Consider the following 18825-nt stretch of genomic DNA (forward strand, 5'->3'; position numbering starts at 1 on the left):
ATGACTATTATAGATGTTGTGATTCTCTCCCTCATTGAGGGAGCGACCGAGTTCCTTCCCGTTTCGTCGACCGGTCACCTGATCCTGACGAGCGCCCTTCTCGGATATGGCGAAGATCCTTTCCTGAAAGCCTTCAATATCATCATTCAGTCCGGCGCCATCATGGCGGTCCTTGTCCTCTATTGGCGACGTTTCCTGCCCAACCTGCCGTTTTACTCTCGCCTCGCCATCGCGTTCACCCCCGCCGCGGTCATCGGTTTTCTGGTCAAAGACAAAATCGACGCGATCCTGGGCGCGAGTTCGGTGTCGATCGTCGCCTGGGCGCTCATCATCGGCGGGATCGTGCTCGTTTTGACCGACAGCGAACGCTTCCGTGGCCGCAGCGACAAAGCCGATGTCGTCGACTTCAGCTTCGCGCGCTGCCTGGCGCTCGGCGTGCTGCAATGTTTGGCCTTCATCCCCGGCGTTTCGCGTTCGGGGGCGACCATCATCGGCGGGTTGTGGCTCGGCATGAACCAGAAAGCCGCCGCGGAGTTCTCGTTTTTCCTGGGCGTGCCGACGCTCCTGGCGGCCAGCGGCTACAAAATCTTGAAGCTGATTCGCAGCTCCGGCGGTGAAGGGCCGGACGCCCTGCCCCCGCTCGACGGCCATCACTGGTTCCTGCTGGGACTCGGGATCGTGCTGTCCTTCGTTTTCGCGTTGATCGCGATCCGTTTTTTCATGGCGCTCGTTCAAAAATACGGCTTCCGCCATTTCGGTTACTACCGAATCGTCGTGGGCGTCGCGATCTTGACCATGGTGTATGGAGGGTGGCTGTGAACGTCGCCGAAGATGTGAAACGCGAAGGACTCAGCTTCTTACAACAGACCTGGATGCTTTTACCGAATTGGAAATGGCTGGGAATCGCCATCGCGCTGATCGCCGGATTCTTCCTGCTGCATTTCTTGCGTTGGGTTTTCAACGGGGCCCGGCTGCGCCTGTCCCACCGAATGGCCGGCGACGAGTACCGCTCATTCTTATTGCGCGAGCCTTTGCAAATCCCCTTGGCCTTGATGATCACCGCGGTTTTCTGGATGTCGGCGCTGCAACTGCTCGCCTTCCCCGAAGGACCCGACCGGGTATTTAAAACCCTCATCCAATTCATCATGGGTTGGGCCGTCATCCGCCTGGCTTACATGGCGGTCGATGCCGCGGGACAAAGATTCGCCGTGCACGCGAAGTCGACCCCGTCGACCTTGGACGATCAGCTCGCCCCGCTCGCGACCCGCACCGCGAAGATCCTGGTCGTCGTCCTGGGCGTCCTGATGATCCTGCAGAACGTCGGCGTGAACGTCGTTTCGATTCTCGCGGGCCTTGGACTCGGGGGCTTGGCGCTCGCGCTGGCCGCACAGGATACTTTCGCGAACCTTTTTGGTTCGGTGACGATCTTGTTCGATCGCCCGTTTCAAGTCGGCGAACAGATCAAGGTGGGAGACACCGAAGGCGTCGTCGAAGAGATCGGACTACGCTCGACGCGGGTCCGTACCGCCACCCGCACGATCGTGACCGTCCCCAATGCGTTGATGGCGAAAGAGCGGATCGAAAACTTCGGCGTCCGTCCGTCGCGGCGAGTACGTCACGTCATCGGTGTTTCCTACGCGACCGACACTCATCAACTGCACGGCTTCATGGATCACATCCGCTACGTGCTGATGCAACACCCGCTCGTGATCAAAGAGGACATCCACGTTTACTTCAACGGCCTCGGCGACTCGACTTTGAATATTCTGGTGCAGTTCTTCGTCGCGACCCACGACTGGGCGGAGGAACAGCGCACCCAGCAAGAGATTCTCATGCAAATCATGCAGATCGCCGAACACGACAAGGTGGAATTCGCCTTCCCCTCGCGCACGCTCTACATGGTGAATCCGAAGACCTAACGACGACCGACGGAAGGAATCACGGGCGACCGCGCGTGTCCTTCCCACCCTTATCGTCTTTGCCCTTTTTCTTGTCCGGTATGACCAGCGGTTTGCTGGCGATGGTCAGCTTCTGCCCGACCTCGAGCTTCATCGGATTCTGCAGATTCGAGGCTTTAATCAAAGCGGCCTCGGTGGTCCCGAACCTTTTCGCGATGGAGGACAGGGTGTCGCCCTGACGAACCCTATAGGTTGTGAAGTTTTGGAATGCGAGACCGATGGCGAGCAGACCGCCGAAAACCAACACCGTCGCGATATGTTTGTTCAAGAGTCCCCCTCGGGACATGATCCCGGATTTCCACGGAGGTCTCTAGTGGCGGTCTCATTTCGAAACGTCGAGGAGAGTCGATTCCCGCTCTTGAGCACGAACCTTAAGGCGGACTATGCCGCCCACCGGTTGATCTTGCGCAGGCGGACTACGCCGCCCACGACTGCTCACGCATCCAGGCGATGAATTCGACCATGGCGGGACTGTCCATGAATTGAAGATGGTAACGGCCGTCCGCTTGGTCTTCGACCTGACTGGCCAGCAAGTGAAAGGGCGCACGGTTCTTCGGCATCAATACGACCTGCGCGTAACCCACTAAACTGTCCGGAAGCGGGTCCTTCGTGCGGATGCCGCCTTCGGAAACGTCCAAGGTCCACGTGCTGAACTGCTCGGTCGTCGTCTGTACGATGACCGGCATCTGAATCGCGTAACGTTCGCTCTTACGAAGGGCGGCTCCGCCTTCACGCGGTGGCGGCGTCTTCAAATGACGATCCATGGGTTTGACCGAAGTCACCTCGGTGCGCTCTTCGCGGCTACCCACCGGCGCGCGCGTGAGTTCCGTGAACTCCGGGGCGGGTGTTTCTTCGTCGATGGAGTCATTGAAACCCGGCGGCGGCGGAACGATCTTCCCGCTGGGGGTCACGAGCTTCGGCGGGGCCGTGGGTTTCAGCACCGGCACCGTCGTCGGGATCGCGTGCACCGCGAGCGGCACCGGCTCGGGGATCGTCACCACACCCGGTGCGGGCGGCGCCGACAAGACCTCGGGCAAAGCCTCCTTCATTTCGGGAGGTTCCGCCTTCGGCGCGGGTTGCTGTCGGGTTTGGAACTCGGGATTCACCGACAATTTCGGGGCGCTCGTGGTACGCATCAAATCCGATAGACTCGGCGCCTTCGCGGCTTCGGCAAGCACGGGATGCGTCAGTTCCGCACGGCCCGCCCAAGTTTCATTCGTCGCGGGAGCCGGTGTCTCGGCCGACCGTTTTTTCGATTTTTTAGAATTCGCGGAGATCGCCGGCCGTTCGGCGGCGGGCGACGGAGTCGCGGCCGGCTTCGCGGTGGGTTTCGCCGCGGCCACCTGCGGGTCCACGAACAAAATGGGAACCAACGGCACCGGAGGCGGCGTCTGCGTTTCCACGCGCGGCGTGCGGAAGGGCAAACACTCGGTGTCGTCCAAGCCCTTCCAGTCGTTCCATTCTTCGGTCCAGAATAAAAGATCAGCATCCGCCGAACGCGGACGCGAAGCCAGAATGGCAAGAACCTCTCCGAAGCTCAGATTCCGCAGAATCCAATTTTCCTTCAGATCGGTCAGGCAGAAGTGAGTACGGTCACGACCCGGTTTCAACTTCCTCGATCCCCATCAAACGTCCCGGGCGGCGAATTTGGACGATCGCCGCCAGGGGTTTCAGCTCACCGCGCGCCTTAACCGCGCTTCGGCGACTTCTTCACCGTCGATGCCCCATTTTTCTTGGGTGCCGCCGGAGCTTTTTCGGTTTTCTTTTTGATCACCGCGCCACCCACCGAGGCCGGAGCCCGCTTGGGTTTCGCTTCTTCTTTTTTCACGACTTGTTTCTTCACGGGCTTGTCGGCCGCCAGCATCTGCGCCGTTTCGGCACGGATCTTCTCGGTCTCGGCGCGCATTTTTTCGGTCTCGACTTCCGAAGCCAAAGTTTCCTTCTTGATACCGACCTGGTCGACGCCCATTTTCGCGCGCTCCACCATGGTCGCCCAGTGTTGCTTCTCGGTCTTCGCTTTCTCGAGCTCCGCGTTCAGACGCGCGATCTCTTCTTCCGAACGGCGTTTTTCGCCTTCGAGCTGCGCGACTTGGTTTTTCAGGCGCGCTTCTTCGGCCTGAATCACCGCGCGCTCTTTCAAGAGCTCGGCTTTCGACTTCTCGTTTTGCAGCTTGGTCTGTTGGACTTCGCGTTTGAAAGTTTCCAGTTGAGCTTGCTGTTTATCCAGCTGGCGGCGCTCGCCTTCCACGCTGTCTTTCACTTCTTTCAACTGCTGGTTCACGACGCGGAGTTGCTCTTCAGAAAGCTTTTGCTCTTGAGCCGCGCGGTCTTGCTGGGCCTTAAGCTTCACCTTTTCCGATTCGCCGCGGGCGATTTCGGCTTGCGAACGTTGTTTTTCGGCGTTCGACTTCGCGACCTGCGCCTGCGACTGGGCGACGGTGCGCGCGGTCTCGGCTTTCGAACGTTCCAGAGCGAGCATCGCATCGCGCTCGGCTTGGCGTGCGGTCTGCGCTTGGCTCATCGCTTCTTTCGCGGCTTCGGTCGCTTCGCGGGCTTTTTTGTCTTCTTCCTTCGCGCGTTCGGTCATGTCGCGTGCGGTGTCCTCCGCTTTTTTCTTCGCGTCCAAGGCTTCGCCACGGCTGGCTTTCGCCTTCTCGGTGCGCTCCTGTTGCATGCCGACTTGTTTCTTCAGCAGCTCGGTCCGCTCTTCCGCCGAAGCTTTTTGACGGTTGAATTCTTCCGTTTCGGCTTTATGTTTAGCGGCTTCGTTTTCCGATTTGGCGATATCACGGCGGTGCTCGGCTTCGCTCGCACGCGCTTTCGCCAGGGCGGATTGGTGCTCTTTCTGAGCGGCGTTGCGACGCGACTTATCTTCTTCCGCGCGACGTTTCGTTTCTTTCGCTTCCGCCAATGCGGCATCGGAATCGGCCATCGCCTCTTCCGCTTCGATCGAAAGGTCCGTTTGCGCCAGAACCGGCGACGTCATCGTCAGCAGCGCGCTCAAAACTAAGATCAGATTACGGTTCATGGTACCCATCGCAAAAACCTCCGTGATTATCCACATCCCTCCTTTCGGCGAGGTGAGGCGAACGGATAAGGCCTCGGAATGATTTTTCACGAGGTGTCATTGCAGTTCGACAATTTCGGAAACTTCTGTCGAACGGGGGTCTAGGTCCTCTTTTGGAGTTTGCGGGTTCCCGTCGAAACCCTGATCACTCCCTCGGTTTCGCGAAAGAACGGTGAAAGCCGCGAGGGTGGCGGCGCCGAGGGACGCCGCTGGTCGTCCCTGTCCAAGGCCTGAACAGCCCGAACTCCAATATATGCGTTCTCGAGCCGCCAAAGCCTGGCCTCAAGCTTGCTCTTAGGTAAGGTACCCCCCCATAGCGACCTGGTCCCCCACCCCCCAACCAGGTCGCTTTCTTTTTTCCTCCCGCCTGTTCCCAATTGCCCGTTGAAGTTCATGCCGAAAATGCTAGCGATAGAGGGATGTTCCCAACGTTCCGGCGCTCGATGCCGACCCTCATTACGATTCTTGCGGTCGCCGCGATCCTCGTTTTGAAAGTGGTCCTGCTGGAGCTCTTGCAATTCGACTCGCCGATCCTGCTGTTCTTCAGCGCGATCGCCTTTTCAGCTTGGTACGGCGGACAACGTCAGGGTTTTCTGGCGACCGGGTTGTCCGTGGGTTTCATCATCTTGTACCTGATGAACTACCGTGAAATCGAAGTGCACCTGTGGGCGGTTCGCCTGCTGATGCTGTCTTTGGACGGCATCGTGATTTCACTCGTCTGCGGGAAAATGCACCGCGCGTCCGCGCGCGCGCAAAGCCTGGGACGCGAGGCGCAACTCAACAGCGAACGTTTCCACAAGATTTTCACTTCGGACATGATCGGCATCGTCATCAGCGACACCGAGGGCAACATCGAAGAAGCGAACGACTACTTCCTCAAACTCGTCGGCTACACGCAGGCGGACCTTCAGGCCAAACGCCTGTCCTGGAAAATGCTGACGACCCCCGACACGCTCGACGCCAGTCTGAAAGCCCTGCGCGAAGTTTTGGAGTCCGGGACCGCGCAACCCTTCGAAAAAGAATACTTGCGGTCCGATGGACGCCGCGTGATCTGTTCGGTTGCGGCGACGCGGGTGAATGAATCGCAAATGGTGGGTTTCATCCTGGATCTGACCGAATCCAAACGCGTGCAAACGGCGCAGCTCAGCGAATCGCAGATCTTCCTGGATTCCGTCGTCGAGAACATCCCGAACATGATTTTCGTGAAGGACGCGAACAACTTGCGCTTCGTTCGCTTCAACAAAGCGGGGGAAGAGCTGTTAGGCCTGGACAGTGACAACCTTCTGGGTCGGAACGATTTCGATCTTTTCCCGCCCGAGCAGGCCGAACACTTCACCAAAGCGGACCGCGAGGTCTTGCGCGGGCACGCCACCGTCGACATCCCGGAAGAACCGATCTCGACGCCGCAGGGGATCCGTATCCTCCACACGAAGAAAATCCCGGTGTACGATCAGGACGGCGAAGCGCAATACCTGCTCGGCATTTCGGAAGACATCACCGAAAAGAAAAAAGCCGAGAAGCAAAAAATCGAACTCTTGCAATCCGAGCTGGCACTCACCGAAGCCGAAAAAACCGCCCAGCGCCTGGCCTTCCTGACCGAGGCGAGCGCCGCGCTGAACCGCTCGCTCGACATCCACGCCATGCTGAACACCTTCGCCCGGGTCATGATCCGCGAAATGGCCTCGACCTGCGTGATCGACATCTTGAGTGAAGACGGCGAAAGTTTCGACCGCTTGGCCGTGACCCGCGGCAGCCGCTCGGGAACGAACGAGGCCATCGACAGCCACGTCGTCGCCGATTTTCAGAGACTTCCGTTCGACCTCCCCGCCGAAGACCGCGCGCGAACGAACGGCGAAATCGGACCGCGACCGACGCTACGTCACGGGCGCGTGCAATTGCATCCCGAACTCGAGGAAGGCGCGATCTGCCAGGCGCTCACGCCGTGTCCCGAACAGGGCGCGGCCCTGAACCGCGCCGGAGCGAAGTCGCTTTTGGTCGTCCCGATTCTTTACGGCACGCGCATCCTCGGCGCGATCACGCTGATCGCTCCCGACGCCGACCGCGTGTTCGACGAACTCGACATCTCGCTGTCGCAAGATCTGGCGAAACGCGCGGCCTTCGCGATCGAAAACGCGAATCTCTTCAGTCGTGCGAACGAAGCCTCGCGGGCCAAGTCCGCTTTTTTGGCCAACATCAGTCACGAAATCCGCACGCCTTTAGGCGCGATGATCGGTTTCGCGGAATTAAGCCTGGAAGAAGGGTCTTTAAATCCCGCGCAAAGCGAACACATTCAAAAGATCGTCAAAAACGGTCAGCAGCTTTTGCGCATCGTGAACGATGTCCTCGATATTTCGAAAGTTGAATCCGATCACCTGCAGGTCGATCGTGTCGACTTTTCGCTACCGCGCCTTTTGGACGAAGTGATCTCGCTCTTGCGCAATCAGGCCGAATCGAAAGGGCTGAGGCTCTCGCTGGAAAAATCCGCGAACCTTCCCGAGTCGGTCTCGACCGATCCCTTGCGCCTGCGCCAAATCCTGATCAACATGATCGGCAACGCGATCAAGTTCACCGAGCGCGGTTCGGTGCAGGTCCTTGCGTCCGTTTCGGCCCGGAGCTCGGGCGACGCGGCGACGCTCGTCTTCCGCATTCTCGATACGGGCCTGGGCATCGACGACACCCAAGCGCGCCGCTTGTTCGAACCTTTCGTGCAGGCCGACGAGTCGATGGCGCGCAAGTTCGGCGGCACCGGTTTGGGTCTTCACTTGTCGCGCAAACTCGCGCGGCTTCTGGGCGGCGACGTGGAACTTGAAAGCAGTCGTCCGGACGCGGGCTCGACCTTCCGGGTCACGATCGACGTGCAACTTCCCTTGGTGAGCCCGCCAAAAGATGCTCCCGCCCCCGCGGCCGGCGCGCACGCCAAACTCCGGGGTCGGCTCTTGGTCGTCGAAGACTCCGTCGACAACCAAATCCTGATTCAAGCCTTCCTGGCCGGCGAAGACCTGCAAATTGATTTGGCCGAAAACGGACGCGAAGGCCTGGAAAAGGCGCTGGCCACCGCGTACGACTTGATTCTGATGGACATCCAGATGCCCGTCATGGACGGCTTCGAGGCGATCAAGCAGCTGCGCGCCCACGGGCACTTCGGCCAGGTCGTGGCCCTGACCGCGCACGGCATGAAGGGCGACCGCGAACGCTGCCTGGAGCAAGGTTTTAACGACTACCTCTCCAAGCCCATCTCGCGCCAGTCCTTGGTCGAATGCGTGAAGGCGAATCTGCCGCAGGGCACGCCGAAGGACCAAAGCTCGTCCCCGGGACTCGAAACCGATCTGCACTAAGCGGACAATCGAAGGATATGCCCTCTTCGCCCCTTGCCCGGATCGCCGGATTCGCCGTCTGTTTGCTCGCGTTCAGTCTGCCCGCGAAAGCCACCGTCATCGCTCCTCTGCACATCATGGTGGATCCCGGTCACGGCGGCATGGATGCGGGCGCGGTGGCGGGCGGCACGCGCGAAGCGGACCTCGTCCTCGCAATCGCGCAGCGGCTGGAAAGAAAGCTCATCGAGAGTCCCGAATTCAAAGTCAGCCTGACCCGTCGGACGGATGAGCGCGTGGCGCTGAACGAGCGCGTCCGCAAAGCCGAGATGGCGCAGGCGGATCTGTTCATTTCTTTGCACGCGAACTCCAACGGCGACGCGCGCGTGCGCGGGATGGAGATTTACTTTCAGAACCACTTGCCGCCGGACGAAGAGACGCTTCTGCTCGCGGCCTTGGAGAATCAGAAAGAGCTGCTCCGCGAGTCGGTGAAGAACCGCAGCGCGAACCTTTCGAAGAAAAACGACGTCGCCATGATCGTCGAAGATCTGCGCCGCTCTTCGCGCGTGCGCACCTCGCGCCGTTTGAGTCTGGAACTCGCCAACACCTGGGAGCCCGCCACGACCAACGAGGCCGCGACCACCCGGACGATTCGTCAAGCGCCATTTCATGTCGTCTCGCGAATTTCCATTCCCTCCGTGCTGATCGAGCTGGGCTTTTTGACCAATAAAAAGGACCGCGAAGAGCTCAAAGACGCCGTCGTGCAGGCCCGCATCGTCGACAACCTGTACGCGGGGCTTCTGGAGTATAAAAAGCGGATGGATCAAAGCACCGCCCCTTGAACCGCTCCGCCCGGCATGCCATATCTGGGGCATGAGACTTGATCGCCGCGAACCGAACCAACTCCGTCCCGTTAAAATCACGCCCCACGTTCTCGACTACGCTGAAGGCAGCGTGCAGGTCGAATTCGGCGGCACCAAAGTCATCTGCACCGCGAGCTACGAGGGCATGGCGCCCAAGTGGCTTCAAGGTTCGGGCGAAGGCTGGATCACCGCCGAGTACGGCATGCTCCCCCGCGCGACCCACTCGCGCGTGAAACGGGACCGCACGCAATCGAGCGGCCGCACCCAAGAGATCTCGCGCCTGATCGGACGTTCGCTCCGCGCGGCGGTCGACCTGCGCAAACTCGGCGAGCGCCAGATCACCGTCGACTGCGACGTCATCCAGGCCGACGGCGGCACCCGCACCGCGGCCATCACCGGCGGCTTCGTGGCGCTGGCCTTCGCGCTCAAAAAACTCGTCGACGTTTCGGAAATCCGTGAGCTGCCGCTCATCAATTACATCTCGGCGGTCAGCGTGGGTTTGCAGCACGGCAAACCGATCCTGGATCTGAACTACGAGGAAGACTCCTCGATCCACACGGACATGAACTTCGTCATGACCCACGATGGACGTTTCATCGAGATCCAAGGCACGGGCGAAAAGACCGCGTTCAGCCGTGACGAGCTCAACTCGATGATCGACTTCGCGACGATCGGCTGCCGCGATCTGTTCATGACCCAGGAAGAGCTGATCAAATCCTTCTTCCCGCTGCCGCGCCGGTAGGTCCCGACATGGAAATCTGGATCGGCACGACCAACAAAGGCAAACTTTCGGAGCTGCGGCTGCTCTTCGACAAACACATCCCCGGGATCGTGGTGAAGAGCCTGTCCGAGCTTCCCTCTTACGTGCAGCCCCCGGAAAACGGCCAGACGTTCCTGGACAACGCCCGCATCAAGGCGCGTTCACTCAAAGCCATGAAGCCCGGCGTCTGGGTCATGGCCGAAGATTCCGGCCTTGAAGTCGATCTGCTGAACAAACTCCCCGGCATCCACTCGGCTCGTTACGCCGGACCGAAGGCTTCGGATTCGGAAAATGTCGCCAAACTGCTGAAGATGGTGCAGCTGAAATCCACGGGCGCGACCTCGCGCACGGCGCGCTTTTACTGCTCGCTCGTCGCTTTCGATCCGTCGGGCGCCGAGCACGTCTTCGACGGCGAAATGAAGGGCGCGATCGCGAAGGCCCCGGTCGGACAACTCGGCTTCGGCTACGACCCCGTCTTCGTCCCCGAAGGTAAAACCAAGACCCTGGCCGAGCTGGGCCCGGGCTACAAAAACACCCACTCCCACCGCGCGGCCGCGGCGTCCAAACTCATCGCCGTGATGAAGGCTTAACTCCGGACTGGACTTACGACCGTGGCCTTCGGCCACGGTCCAAACCACTGGCGCATCTAGCGACAAACCTGGGGTCGCGTCCATATAGACCCGCCGCAAATCTCTCTCTAAAGTTGGATAAGCACGTCACTTGAGCGCTCCCCAAGAGCGACACATCCGCGCAGATCCGCGCATCTGGAGAGGTTTCATGACCAAGCAGCTTGTTTTGATGTCGGTACTCACCTTGTCGATCACCGCTTTCGCGAAGCCCCGTCCCGAGCTGAACGAAGCCCAACTGGGAAAACACTTCGAGTTCCGCGCGAAAGCCCACAAAACGGCGAAAGCCGCTTCGCAAAACCGTAAGCCCGCTTCCAGTGATGAAGTGAACGATATGGCCGATGCGGCCCAACAGGCCGAGCAGCGCCAGATCCTCGCGGACTTCCGCAAATCGGTCGGGACCTCGTTCCAGATTCTCGAGAAGCTGGGCCAATTCGGAGACAACGGCGCCGTCGCGCGAATCCCCGAACTTCTCGCGAAACAGATCGCGAACAAAAAATCCCTGACCTACAAAGCCTTGCGCTACCAGCAAATCTCCTCGATCGACGGTCGTAACTCGGATGGCGGCTTCAGCTTCCCCGTCGAGGCGAAAAACATCGCGGTCCTGGGCCCCATCGGCGAAAACGTCGACCTGCGCGAACGCTGCCAATATGACGAAGTCAAAAAAGAAGAGACCAGCTGCTCGCAGGGCTGGCGCTCATTGAACTACCTGGCGACCGTACATGCGGAAAGCTGCCACAATTCAGGCTGCGATACGACTCCGGCGATGTTCCAGGTCGCGGTCGCTTACATCCCCGCCGTCTTCGACAGCTCGGTGATGGAAGAGAACGCGAAACCGAAGCTTCTGAAGCGCGCCCGCTACGAGGTCACCGTCGAAGCGCTGGTCAGCGTATCGACGATCGACCTGCCGTCGTCATCGAACTAATCCGTCTCTAGGAACGAAAAAACGAAAAACGCCGCAGAATCTGCGGCGTTTTTTTGTTTCAGCGGTGCCGCTCTTGCCGTCGCCGCTGAAAGCGTCACGCGCGAGCGGGACGCCGAACTACAACGGCGCTGTTTATTGCCGTCGCCGCTTAAAGCGGCGCCGGTCCCTCGTACAAGCCGGCGGGGCGGCGGTAGAAGTCGCGCAGCGAGAGCTCCGCCAGCGACCGGACGTGGTTCATCCGGTGCAGGCCCACGAAAACCTCGATCGCGCGGCGAACCGAGTCGGTCGGCGCGATGAGGACGAAGTCGCCCCCGTTTTTACGGGAGTCTTCCGACCAACGATAAATTTCCTGCAGAACGCGCAAATTGATGGATTCAGTCGCCGACAGATCCAGCCCCACCTTGCTCAAACTCCGGTAAGGAGCCAGGGCTTCCAGCAGCTGACGCTCGTTAAAAGCGTTAAACAGCCCGTCCAAATGCAAAATAGTCCACTCGGAGAACTCCGAGACTTTCAGGCTAAAGCTCATGCCCCAGTTCCGCTCCAATTCTTTGAGCATGTCAAACTAATCCCATGCAAAAAATGACGTCCTTCTTGCCCCAACGCCCGCGCTCCGCTAGGGTTCCGGGCCATGACGACGGGCTTAAAGATTTTCTCGGGAAGTTCGAATCCTAAACTCGCGCAAAAAATCGCGCAGGCGGCCGGGGTTGAACTCGGATACTGCCAGCTCAGCCAATTCGCCGACGGCGAAGTTCAGGTCGAGATTCACGAGTCGGTCCGCGGCGAAGACATCTTCATCATCCAGTCGACCTGCCCGCCCGCGAATCAAAACTACATGGAGCTCTTCATCATGATCGACGCCCTTCGCCGGGCCTCCGCGAAGTCGATCACGGCGGTGATTCCCTACTACGGTTATGCCCGTCAGGACCGCAAAGTTGCTCCCCGCGCGCCGATCTCGGCGAAGCTGATGGCGGATCTGCTGACCACCGCCGGCGCCAGCCGCGTGGTTTCGGTGGATCTGCACGCCGCCCAGATCCAAGGTTTCTTCAACGTTCCCGTGGATCACTTGTTCGCGATTCCGACGCTGGCCCGCGCGTGGCGCGAAACCTACGGTTGGGGCCCTGAGTTCGTGGCGGTCAGCCCCGATGCGGGCGGCGTCGAGCGCACCCGCGCCTTCGCGAAACGCCTCGAGTGCCCGCTCGCCATCATCGATAAACGCCGCTCGGGACCGAACGAGGCGAAAGCCCTTCACCTGATCGGGGACGTCACCGGCAAAACCGCGATCATCGTGGACGATATGGTCGACACGGCGGGAACCCTGACCCAAGCGGTCGAAAGCCTCTACAAAAACGGCGCGGCGAAGGTCTTCGCGCTGGCGACCCACCCGGTCCTTTCCGGCCCCGCGGTCAGCCGCCTGATCGAAAGCCCCATCGAAAAGCTCTGGGTGACCGACACGATTCCGCTCTCGGAAGCTGCTAAGAATAGCGGCAAACTTGAGGTCGTCAGCGTGGCGCCCCTCTTGGCCGAAGCGATCAAGCGGATCCACGGCAACACCTCGGTGTCGTCGCTTTTCGACGAATCGACGTAAACCCTCGACAATCAGGGGTTTTCGGAATTTCGGATGTCCGAAAAATGCTTCTTGAACTTTGCGGGGACTTGCCTCTATAACCAAGTCCTTCGATTCTGACCTATTCTGGAGTGATTTATGAGCCAACAGCGCTTTGATTTGAACGTTGAATCCCGTCAGCCCGGCAAAGGCACAAGCCGCGGTCTTCGCAACAGCCGCCGCGTTCCCGCAGTCGTTTACGGCTCGGTGAAAAGCCAGCCCATCACTCTCGAAGAAGGCGCGATCCGCAAATACAACGTCCGCGCGTTCGAGAACGCCCTCTTCACTCTGAAAAGCGAAGACAAAGCCCTGAACAACGTCGTCGTTCTGATGAAGTCGGTTCAAGTTCACCCGCTCACTCGCAATCCCCGCCACGTCGATCTGTTTGCCCTCGACCTGAAAAAGGCCGTCCGCATCTCGATCGAAATCAAAGTGGAAGGGAAAGCGGCAGGGATCGCGGACGGCGGTCTGTTGAACGTCGTCAACCGTCAGATCGAAATCGAATGTCTCCCCACCGAAATCCCCGACGGGATCACCGTTGACGTTTCGGCTTTGGGCGTTGGCGATTCGCTCCACGTTTCGGACCTCACTTTGCCCGAAGGTGTGAAACTGATCTCGAGCCCCGATACAACGATCGCGGTCGTCAATCTTCAAGAAGAAGAAGCGGCAGCGACTCCCGCAGCCGATGCAGCGGCAGCTCCCGCCGCGGCGGCAGCAGCTCCCGCGAAGGGCGCAGCGGCTCCCGCAGCTCCGGCGAAGAAGTAATTTCCGGAGGCCGGCATGAATCGGCACTGGATGATTGTGGGCCTGGGAAATCCAGGCCCCGAATACGCATTTACCCGTCACAATATCGGATTCATCGCGGTCGATCTTTGGGCCCAGGCTTTGGGCGTCCAGCGCTGGTCGACCGAATCCAAAGCTTTGATCGCCAAAGCCAAGTGGGCTGATCGCGATGTCCTTTTCGTCAAACCTCAGACCTTCATGAACCGTTCGGGCGAAAGCGTCCAACCGCTCATGGCCTATTACAAAATCCCGCTCGAGAATTTGCTCGTCGTCCATGACGAACTCGATTTCCCGTTCCAGACGATGAAGCTGCAGAAAAACCGCGGCGCCGGCGGACACAACGGGATCAAGTCGATCTCGGAGCGCCTCGGAACCCAGGACTACATCCGCATGAAGGTCGGTATCGGCCGCCCCGCGCATCCCGAAATGGAAGTCCACGCGCATGTCCTGGGTAAATTCTCGAATGAAGAGGGTCAGAAATTGGCCGAGTTCCTCGACTGGTGCGGGGACGGAGCCGAATCCCTTTTACAGGACGGTTTTCCCAAGGCATCTTCACTGTTCAACGGCGCGATGAAGGTTGGCGCGGCTTCGGCCGCGACGAAATCCGCGCCCGCCCCCAAGAAGGAGTAATTACCCGATGGCTTTGCAAGTCGGTATCGTCGGTCTGCCCAACGTCGGCAAATCCACTTTGTTCAACGCTCTCACTTCGACCAAAAAAGCGGAAGCCGCGAACTATCCCTTCTGCACCATCGATCCGAACGTCGGTGTCGTCACCGTTCCGGATCCGCGCCTGGATCAGATCACTCAATTCATCAAGCCCCAGACGGTCGTCCCCACGATCATCGAGTTCGTCGACATCGCGGGCCTGGTGAAGGGCGCCTCGCAAGGCGAAGGCCTCGGCAACCAATTCCTGACCCACATCCGTCAGACCGACGCGATCGTGCAGGTCGTCCGCTGCTTCGACGATCCGAACGTCATTCACGTTTCGGGTTCGGTCGATCCTTTGCGCGACATGGAGATCATCAATACCGAGCTGATGCTCGCGGATCTGGACAGCGTCGACAAAAAGCTGAAGCGCATCGAAAAGATGGCGAAGTCGGACCCGAAAATGAAAAACGAATTCGAGTGCACCCGCAAGGTTCACGAAGTTCTCGGCAAGGGCCTCCCCGCGCGCGCGGCGGATCTGGATGAAAACGAACGTCCGTTCCTGCGCGATATGCATCTGCTCACCGCGAAGCCCGTCCTTTACGCCTGCAACGTTTCCGAAGAGGATATGGCCAAAGGCGGAAACGCCTGGGTCGAGCAGGTCCGCGCCCGCGCGAAAGAGGAAGGCAACAACGTCGTCGTGATCTGCTCGGCGATGGAAGCCGAGATTTCGACGCTGCCGAAAGAGGAACAAGCCGACTTCCTGGCCTCGATGGGTCAGACCGAACCCGGATTGAACCGCCTGATCCTGGCGGCTTACGAGCTACTGGGCCTGCAGACCTATTTCACCGCCGGTGAAAAAGAAGTCCGTGCGTGGACGATCCGTGCGGGCACGAAAGCCCCGCAAGCCGCGGCCGTCATCCATACCGATTTCGAAAAAGGTTTCATCCGCGCCGAAACTTATCACTGCTCGGACCTCTTCGCGCTGAAGTCGGAGTCCGCGGTGAAAGATGCCGGTAAATACCGCTCGGAAGGCAAAGACTACGTCGTGAAAGACGGCGACGTTTTATTCTTCCGCTTCAACGTTTAAAGGTGAGTCATGTCCCTGAGCGAAATCTCCGCCACCGAAATCGCCCGTCGGATTAAACGCCGGGATATCTCGTGTCTGGAAGTCACGGAGTACTTCGTTCAGGAGCAAAAGCGCTGGAATCCTAAAATCAACGCGGTCGTCGAGAACCGCTGGTCCGACGCGCTCGAGGACGCGCGCGAAAAAGATCGCGAGCTCGCGAGCGTCGACGATCCCCAATCGCTCCCCGTCCTCTTCGGCGTGCCGATGACGATGAAAGAGATGCTGCAGGTTCAGGGCTACCGCTCAACCCTGGGATCCATTCATCGCCGTCGACTCGTGCAAACCCGCGACGCTTCGGTCGTCGGGCGCATGCGCCAGGCCGGCGTCACGATCCTGGGCACGACGAACGTTCCCGAGCTGGGCTTCTGGTTCGAATGCGAAAACCCCGTTTACGGCCGCACCGTGAATCCCTTCGACCTGACCCGCACCGCGGGCGGAAGCTCCGGCGGCGAGGCCGCGATGATCGCCGCGGGCGGAAGCCCGATCGGTCTGGGCTCGGACGTCGGCGGGTCGATCCGGATGCCCGCCGGGATGTGCGGGGTCTTCGGTCACAAACCCTCGAACCGCATCGTTCCCATCACCGGCCACTACCCCGCTTCGTTCGACGTCATCGAATCGCTGAAAGATCCCCGTTACCCGCTGACCTGTTTGGGACCGCTCGCCCGCTCCAGCGAGGATTTGTGGACGATCATGCGTCTGCTCATCGGTCCGGACGGTTTGGATCAAGAGGTGAAACGCGACTTCAAACTCGGCGCGCCCGTCGAGGATTGGTCGGACGCCACCGTCTGGATTTTGCCCGAGCCCTCGATGATGGGCGTGGGCGGAACCTCGAACACGATGGCGCAGGCCGTGCGTTTAGCGGGAAGTTATTTCGAGTCGCTCGGCGCGCGCGTGCGCGAAATGAAACCCGACGTTCTACGGAACGCGGCCTTCCTGTGGTCGGCGGGACTCAGCGAGGTGCAAGGACGGACCTTCGAAGTCGCCCTTTTCAATGAAGGCCACGCGAACTTACCCGTCGAAATCTTCCGCAGTCTGTTCGGCATTCGCAACTACACGATGCCCGCCTTGATGACGGTCGTGACCGAACGTCTGATGGGCGCGAATAAAAGCGAGTGGGAGGGCGTGAACGCCGCCCGGGTCGCGGAACTGCATGCGATGCGCGAAAAATTCAATGCCTTGCTGCGCGGGAAAAACATCTTCATTTTGCCGACGCATCCCCGCGAGGCTCCGAAAAACGGTTCGACCGTGCGACGTCCTTTGGATTTCGCGATGACCGGCGTTTTCAATGCGTTGGGACTTCCCGCCACGGCGGCGCCCGTCTCTTGGGAAAACGACCTTCCGCAAAGCGTGCAGATCATCTCGGCCTGGGGACAGGATCATATGACCCTGTCCGCGGCGCAGGTTCTGGAAAGCGCGTTCGGCGGCTCGCGCCGCCCGGCCTTTCCGACTTAACGATTACAGACAGCTGGCGGCGAAAACGCCATTCGAGCAACCCGACGCCACCGCGGTCACCCGCAGTTGGTCCGAGCAGCATTTGGCCGCAAAGATATGATAGGACGAGTGGACGTTCGAAGGCGCGTTCGACGTGATCGTCACCCCCGTCGAGATACCCTCGATCTCCGAGGCATTCGTCGCGCAGAAGTTATAGGCGGTGCCGATGAGGCTTCCCGACTTGAAGGGCTCTTCGCCCGCATCCAGACAGGACTTGGCCACGGTGTTCTGGGTCGAAGTGCCGCCCCCACCGGTGTTTTGAGTCTGCGTTTGGGTTTGCGTCTGCGTTTCGATGAGTGCGGCCTGTTCCAGTTCGGTGACGCGCGCGTCGCTGTAGACGGGCTCGGCACAGTTTTGAAAGGCAATGATCAACGCGAACGATCCCACGACGAAAAGGCTCTTCCTTACGACTTCTTTCATCAGTCCCCCCGACTTCCGGTTCGAAATTGCAACCTGGGTGCCGGTCCGAGACGTCTTATTTTCGCGCGCGCCTGTCATAAAAGTGACTCTGATTGATCTATCGACAGACCGGTTTTCCCGGGGTGAGACGTTTTCCTAGGGTTTCGCCATCGAACTTTGCTACTCTTAAAGAGGGGATCAGGAGGCTTGCGATGTTGGGACGCGTGCTCGTTTTTTCGATGCTGGTCATGGGTGGAATCGCCGGTCGGGTCGCCCCGGCCCACGCCGCGGACGTTCCCCCACCCCTTGAAACCGCGATCCTGAAGGCCAAAACTCTAAAAGACTTCTATCAACGTCTGAAGTTTTCCGAAGCCGACATCAAAGTCGCGGCCGATATCGTGGGCCGGGATTTCCTCAGCCCCCTGCCGACCGTCCGCAAAGATAAAGACGGCGCGTTCACCTTTACGACCTCCGGTCAGCAAATCCGTTTGCAGTTCGGCGCACGGGGTTCGCATGAATTCACCGTCGATGGCCAGCGCTTCGAAGTTCGCGCGACCGAGTCCCTTGGCGACGCTTTGAAACGAAACCTCGCGCAAGCCCGCGGACCCACCGCGTACCACCATCCCTGGAGCGAGATTTTTCTTCCCCGCGCGCACGCGTTTTTACCCCTTGTCGGCGCCGCGGTCGTCGCCATCATCGGGACCGGGGGTTACATCTTCTACGAAAAATACAGCGCCACCGAAGCCGCCTGTGATGAGTTCAACACCGCCGTCAATAGCTGCAACGAGCCCCTGCGCCAACTGGCCGCTTTGATCCGCAAGTGCCGCAAGACCCAAAAGCCTGAACTCGAGCGCCAGCTTCGGCGGGCCGAACAACGCGTCCGCCACGCCGAAACCCGCGGGAACGATCCGCAGGCCGCCGCGCGCGCCCGCGCGGAGCTCAAAGCCCTGAGTGATCAAATGGCGTTGAACGAGAACCCCGCAAACCCCGCCCCCTGCACGCTGACCGACGACGAACGCGAGGAAGACGCCTTCACCGGCGCCGAAAGCGCGGCTTCGGGCGTTTACTGGGAAGTGCTTTCCAAGATTCAAAATCGCGGGGCCCGCGGATCGACACGGATGATGTGCGCGAACGAACGCCGCGCGATGAGCCGCTGCGTGGAGCAGCTGAAAAAAGCGGGCACGATCTTGAACATGGAGTTCATGGTCGACCGCGTTCGCGAAGCCCCCGCCGCCCCGAACGAGGGACGGGACTAGGCGACCTAA

The 18825-nt window shown here is 59.8% G+C and carries 18 protein-coding genes; 13 read left to right on the forward strand and 5 right to left on the reverse strand.

Going from position 1 to position 18825, the window contains the following annotated elements; translation table 11 throughout:
- Together KF767_05075 and KF767_05080 are read left to right on the forward strand one after the other, a co-directional pair.
- The gene (locus tag KF767_05075; GenBank protein MBX3017239.1) at positions 1-819 is read left to right on the forward strand and encodes an undecaprenyl-diphosphate phosphatase; all 819 of its coding nucleotides are present in this window, start codon (positions 1-3) and stop codon (positions 817-819) included.
- Entirely contained in the window at positions 816-1919 is a 1104-nt protein-coding gene (locus KF767_05080; protein MBX3017240.1) for a mechanosensitive ion channel family protein, read from the forward strand. Before KF767_05075 ends, KF767_05080 begins: the two co-directional genes overlap by 4 nt.
- Positions 1920-1938: 19 nt before the next feature.
- Here the strand turns inward: KF767_05080 and KF767_05085 are convergent, their stop codons facing one another.
- From KF767_05085 to KF767_05095, 3 genes are all read right to left on the reverse strand, one after another.
- The gene (locus KF767_05085) at positions 1939-2226 is read right to left on the reverse strand and encodes a LysM peptidoglycan-binding domain-containing protein (protein MBX3017241.1); all 288 of its coding nucleotides are present in this window, start codon (positions 2224-2226) and stop codon (positions 1939-1941) included.
- Positions 2227-2374: 148 nt separating this feature from the next.
- Complete coding sequence (locus tag KF767_05090) at positions 2375-3568, reverse strand: hypothetical protein (protein ID MBX3017242.1); 1194 nt, start codon at positions 3566-3568, stop codon at positions 2375-2377.
- Positions 3569-3645: 77 nt separating this feature from the next.
- Positions 3646-4995 carry a hypothetical protein gene (locus KF767_05095; GenBank protein MBX3017243.1) on the reverse strand — a complete coding sequence of 450 codons (1350 nt, stop codon included), beginning with the start codon at positions 4993-4995 and terminating at the stop codon, positions 3646-3648.
- Positions 4996-5468: 473 nt separating this feature from the next.
- Here KF767_05095 and KF767_05100 point away from each other — a divergent pair, with 473 nt between their 5' ends.
- The 5 genes from KF767_05100 (at position 5469) to KF767_05120 (ending at position 11510) form a co-directional block, all read left to right on the forward strand.
- A complete protein-coding gene (locus KF767_05100; protein MBX3017244.1) occupies positions 5469-8360 on the forward strand; it encodes a PAS domain S-box protein in 2892 nt (963 codons plus the stop codon).
- 17 nt (positions 8361-8377) lie between these two features.
- Positions 8378-9178 carry an N-acetylmuramoyl-L-alanine amidase gene (locus KF767_05105; protein MBX3017245.1) on the forward strand — a complete coding sequence of 267 codons (801 nt, stop codon included), beginning with the start codon at positions 8378-8380 and terminating at the stop codon, positions 9176-9178.
- 31 nt (positions 9179-9209) lie between these two features.
- Positions 9210-9941: a ribonuclease PH gene (gene rph / locus KF767_05110; protein ID MBX3017246.1), complete on the forward strand. Its 732-nt coding sequence runs from the start codon at positions 9210-9212 to the stop codon at positions 9939-9941.
- Positions 9942-9949: 8 nt separating this feature from the next.
- Positions 9950-10549 carry a non-canonical purine NTP pyrophosphatase gene (locus tag KF767_05115; protein MBX3017247.1) on the forward strand — a complete coding sequence of 200 codons (600 nt, stop codon included), beginning with the start codon at positions 9950-9952 and terminating at the stop codon, positions 10547-10549.
- 187 nt (positions 10550-10736) lie between these two features.
- Positions 10737-11510 carry a hypothetical protein gene (locus KF767_05120; protein MBX3017248.1) on the forward strand — a complete coding sequence of 258 codons (774 nt, stop codon included), beginning with the start codon at positions 10737-10739 and terminating at the stop codon, positions 11508-11510.
- 148 nt (positions 11511-11658) lie between these two features.
- Here KF767_05120 and KF767_05125 read toward each other — a convergent pair whose 3' ends face one another.
- Entirely contained in the window at positions 11659-12066 is a 408-nt protein-coding gene (locus KF767_05125) for an STAS domain-containing protein (protein MBX3017249.1), read from the reverse strand.
- A 72-nt stretch (positions 12067-12138) separates the two neighbouring features.
- On the opposite strand from KF767_05125, the gene KF767_05130 reads away from it, so the two are divergent.
- From KF767_05130 to KF767_05150, 5 genes are all read left to right on the forward strand, one after another.
- On the forward strand, positions 12139-13095 hold the full coding sequence (locus tag KF767_05130) for a ribose-phosphate pyrophosphokinase (GenBank protein ID MBX3017250.1): 957 nt from the start codon (positions 12139-12141) through the stop codon (positions 13093-13095).
- 117 nt (positions 13096-13212) lie between these two features.
- On the forward strand, positions 13213-13878 hold the full coding sequence (locus tag KF767_05135; protein MBX3017251.1) for a 50S ribosomal protein L25: 666 nt from the start codon (positions 13213-13215) through the stop codon (positions 13876-13878).
- A gap of 15 nt (positions 13879-13893) precedes the next feature.
- Positions 13894-14526: an aminoacyl-tRNA hydrolase gene (gene pth, locus KF767_05140; protein ID MBX3017252.1), complete on the forward strand. Its 633-nt coding sequence runs from the start codon at positions 13894-13896 to the stop codon at positions 14524-14526.
- A 7-nt stretch (positions 14527-14533) separates the two neighbouring features.
- Positions 14534-15631 carry a redox-regulated ATPase YchF gene (ychF, locus tag KF767_05145; GenBank protein MBX3017253.1) on the forward strand — a complete coding sequence of 366 codons (1098 nt, stop codon included), beginning with the start codon at positions 14534-14536 and terminating at the stop codon, positions 15629-15631.
- A gap of 9 nt (positions 15632-15640) precedes the next feature.
- Positions 15641-17122: an amidase gene (locus KF767_05150; GenBank protein ID MBX3017254.1), complete on the forward strand. Its 1482-nt coding sequence runs from the start codon at positions 15641-15643 to the stop codon at positions 17120-17122.
- A gap of 3 nt (positions 17123-17125) precedes the next feature.
- Here KF767_05150 and KF767_05155 read toward each other — a convergent pair whose 3' ends face one another.
- Positions 17126-17581 (reverse strand): hypothetical protein, encoded by a 456-nt coding sequence (locus KF767_05155; GenBank protein ID MBX3017255.1) that lies wholly within the window; start codon positions 17579-17581, stop codon positions 17126-17128.
- Between the two features lie 191 nt (positions 17582-17772).
- Between KF767_05155 and KF767_05160 the strand changes: the two genes are divergently transcribed.
- Positions 17773-18816 (forward strand): hypothetical protein, encoded by a 1044-nt coding sequence (locus tag KF767_05160; protein ID MBX3017256.1) that lies wholly within the window; start codon positions 17773-17775, stop codon positions 18814-18816.
- The last annotated feature ends 9 nt before the right edge of the window (positions 18817-18825 follow it).

Source organism: Pseudobdellovibrionaceae bacterium (genome assembly GCA_019637875.1).
In the GTDB taxonomy this organism is placed as follows: Bacteria; Bdellovibrionota; Bdellovibrionia; order Bdellovibrionales; family Bdellovibrionaceae; genus JAHBUW01.